This is a genomic window from Nocardia farcinica (assembly GCF_029867845.1).
GTDB lineage: Bacteria > Actinomycetota > Actinomycetes > Mycobacteriales > Mycobacteriaceae > Nocardia > Nocardia farcinica_A.
In genome coordinates, this window is record NZ_JARWRU010000810.1 from 1 (window position 1) to 3,526 (window position 3,526).

At 65.1% G+C, this 3,526-nt stretch carries 3 protein-coding genes; all 3 read left to right on the forward strand.

What is annotated here, in order from left to right:
• The first annotated feature begins 559 nt into the window (after positions 1-559).
• Positions 560-793 (forward strand): redoxin NrdH, encoded by a 234-nt coding sequence (locus QH283_RS17655; protein ID WP_280504089.1) that lies wholly within the window; start codon positions 560-562, stop codon positions 791-793.
• Positions 794-877: 84 nt separating this feature from the next.
• Positions 878-1,360 carry a class Ib ribonucleoside-diphosphate reductase assembly flavoprotein NrdI gene (gene nrdI, locus QH283_RS17660; protein WP_280504090.1) on the forward strand — a complete coding sequence of 161 codons (483 nt, stop codon included), beginning with the start codon at positions 878-880 and terminating at the stop codon, positions 1,358-1,360.
• The gene (gene nrdE, locus QH283_RS17665; protein ID WP_280504091.1) at positions 1,345-3,507 is read left to right on the forward strand and encodes a class 1b ribonucleoside-diphosphate reductase subunit alpha; all 2,163 of its coding nucleotides are present in this window, start codon (positions 1,345-1,347) and stop codon (positions 3,505-3,507) included. Before nrdI ends, nrdE begins: the two co-directional genes overlap by 16 nt.
• Positions 3,508-3,526: the final 19 nt, after the last annotated feature.

The window sequence follows — 3,526 nt, forward strand, 5'->3', positions numbered from 1 at the left end:
CCCCCCCCCCCCCGTGCCCCCCCCCCCCCGCGGGGGGGGGGGGGCGCGCGCCGCCATCCCCCTGGGCCGGGGGGCCGCCCCGTGGGGCCCGCCCCTTTCGTCGTCTCGTGGCCTCCGGCAACCGCTGGAGCAACCCCGGACGGCCCTGTGGCCGGTGTGCCGACGAGGCATTTCGGGGGCTTCAGGGGGTATTGCGCCTGGTGTGACGGCAGGGACGCAAGAGTTTGCTGGGAGGGCGCTGCGCAACGAGATTGTGATGTCGGCCACCGCCGTGTCGGCTTGCGAATCGGCTGTCCTGGGACTTGTGCGGTGTAAATCCCATCAATGTGGTTCGCAACATGTCGTGTTGTAGAGAAGTGTCGGCCACTAGGTGTAGTGTCTTGGCTACTGGAAGACGGGGTCTGGCCCTTCCGCTCGCCGAATGTGTCGATGGGGTCGAGCAGGGCAGGCCGCACCGGGTCCAGAGAGTTTGCGCAGCGTACCGATCAGGCAATGCAGTCGATCACGCAATGCACATGGATCACCGGCTGTGGACGAGGCAGAGGAGAGAGGCAGATCTATGACCGTCACCGTGTACACCAAGCCCGCTTGCGTTCAGTGCAACGCCACCTACAAGGCGCTCGACAAGGCCGGGGTGGAGTACGAGGTCGTCGACATCAGCGAGAACCCGGAGGCGCGTGACTACGTCATGGCGCTGGGTTATCTGCAGGCTCCGGTCGTCGTCGCGGGTGACGAGCACTGGTCCGGCTTCCGTCCCGACCGCATCAAGAACCTCGCCACCGTCGCCGCCTGAGAGCGGCACGCGCGGTCGTCGGGCGCGCCCGCCGGTCCGGCAGGCGCCACGACGGCCGCCGTCGAGGAGAGAGGGCAGCAGGGCATGACCGACATCGTCGGCGACACCGCGCTCGTCTACTTCTCCAGCGCATCGGAGAACACCCACCGCTTCGTGCAGAAGCTGGGTCTTCCCGCCACGCGCATCCCGCTGCACACCACCGATTCGCTGCGAGTCGAGGAACCCTACGTGCTGATCGTCCCCACCTACGGGGGCGGCAAGCACGTGCTCGGCGCCGCGGGCGGGCACGCCAGATCCGACAAGGAGTTCGTGCCGCGCCAGGTCGCCAAGTTCCTCAACGACCCGCACAATCGGTCGTTGCTGCGTGGGGTGATCGCGGCGGGTAATACGAACTTCGGCGACACCTACTGCTACGCGGGCGACGTGATCTCCCGAAAGTGCGGGGTGCCGTACCTGTATCGATTCGAACTCATGGGGACAGCGCGCGATGTCGAGCGCGTCCGAGAGGGATTGGGATTGTTTTGGCAACAGCAACCACCGCGCCGACCGGCATGTCGGCCCGCCTAGAGCGGCCCGCCGCACGCACCGCCGACGGCGCGACCGAGGGCATGGACTACCACGCCCTCAACGCGATGCTGAACCTGTACGGCCCCGACGGAAAGATCCAGTTCGACAAGGATCGCGAGGCGGCGCGCCAGTACTTCCTCCAGCACGTCAACCAGAACACCGTCTTCTTCCACAACCTGGACGAGAAGCTGGACTACCTGGTCGAGGAGAACTACTACGAGCCCGAGGTCCTCGACCAGTACAGCCGCGCCTTCGTCAAGAGCCTGTTCGAGCAGGCCTACGCCAAGAAGTTCCGGTTCCCGACCTTCCTCGGCGCGTTCAAGTACTACACCTCGTACACGCTCAAGACCTTCGACGGCAAGCGCTACCTGGAGCGCTTCGAGGACCGCGTGTGCATGGTGGCGCTGACCCTGGCCGCGGGTGACGAGATCCTGGCGCGCCAGCTGGTCGACGAAATCATCGACGGCCGCTTCCAGCCCGCCACCCCGACCTTCCTCAACTCGGGCAAGAAGCAGCGCGGCGAGCCGGTGTCGTGCTTCCTGCTGCGCATCGAGGACAACATGGAGTCCATCGGGCGCTCCATCAACTCCGCGCTGCAGCTGTCCAAGCGCGGCGGCGGCGTGGCCCTGCTGCTGAGCAACATCCGCGAGCACGGCGCCCCGATCAAGAAGATCGAGAACCAGAGCTCGGGCGTCATCCCGATCATGAAGCTGCTCGAGGACTCCTTCTCCTACGCCAACCAGCTGGGCGCGCGTCAGGGCGCGGGCGCGGTGTACCTGCACGCGCACCACCCCGACATCTACCGCTTCCTGGACACCAAGCGGGAGAACGCGGACGAGAAGATCCGCATCAAGACGCTCTCGCTGGGCGTGGTGATCCCCGACATCACCTTCGAACTGGCGAAGAAGAACGAGGACATGTACCTGTTCTCGCCGTACGACGTGGAACGCATCTACGGCAAGCCGTTCGCCGACATCGATGTCACCGAGAAGTACTACGAGATGGTCGACGACAAGCGCATCCGCAAGTCGAAGATCAAGGCGCGCGAGTTCTTCCAGACCATCGCCGAGCTGCAGTTCGAGTCCGGCTACCCGTACATCATGTTCGAGGACACGGTGAACCGGGCCAACCCGATCGCGGGCAAGATCACCCACTCCAACCTGTGCTCGGAGATCCTGCAGGTCTCCACCCCGTCGGAGTACAACGACGATCTGTCCTACGCCAAGGTCGGCAAGGACATCTCGTGCAACCTGGGTTCGCTCAACATCGCCAAGGCGATGGACTCACCCGACTTCGCGCGCACCATCGAGGTGGCCATCCGCGCGCTGACCGCGGTCTCCGACCAGACCCACATCACCTCGGTGCCCTCCATCGAGCAGGGCAACAAGCAGTCGCACGCCATCGGTCTCGGCCAGATGAACCTGCACGGCTTCCTCGCCCGCGAGCGCATCCACTACGGGTCCGAGGAAGGCATCGACTTCACCAACATCTACTTCTACACCGTCCTCTACCACGCGCTGCGGGCCTCCAACAAGCTCGCGATCGAGCGCGGCACCTACTTCGGCGGCTTCCCCGAGTCCAAGTACGCCAGCGGCGAGTTCTTCGACAAGTACACCGACCAGGTGTGGGAGCCGGCCACCGAGCGGGTGCGCCGGTTGTTCGCCGACTCCGGCGTGCACATCCCCACCCAGGACGACTGGCGCGAGCTCAAGGCCTCGGTCATGGAGCACGGCATCTACAACCAGAACCTGCAGGCCGTGCCGCCCACCGGTTCGATCTCCTACATCAACCACTCCACCAGCTCGATCCACCCGGTGGCGTCGAAGATCGAGATCCGCAAGGAGGGCAAGATCGGGCGCGTCTACTACCCGGCGCCCTACATGACCAACGACAACCTCGAGTACTACGCCGACGCCTACGAGATCGGCTACGAGAAGATCATCGACACCTACGCCGCGGCCACCCAGCACGTGGACCAGGGCCTGTCGCTGACGCTGTTCTTCAAGGACACCGCCACCACCCGCGACCTGAACCGCGCCCAGATCTACGCCTGGCGCAAGGGGATCAAGACCCTCTACTACATCCGCCTGCGGCAGATGGCGCTGGAGGGCACCGAGGTCGAGGGTTGCGTGAGCTGCATGCTCTGACGACAGCAGCCACCTGAGC

What these genes read in the sequence shown, in the direction of transcription:
- QH283_RS17655 (WP_280504089.1), top strand. Translation starts at nt 560, where the DNA reads ATGACCGTCACCGTGTACACCAAGCCCGCTTGCGTTCAGTGCAACGCC.
- nrdI (WP_280504090.1), top strand. Translation starts at nt 878, where the DNA reads ATGACCGACATCGTCGGCGACACCGCGCTCGTCTACTTCTCCAGCGCA.
- nrdE (WP_280504091.1), top strand. Translation starts at nt 1,345, where the DNA reads ATGTCGGCCCGCCTAGAGCGGCCCGCCGCACGCACCGCCGACGGCGCG.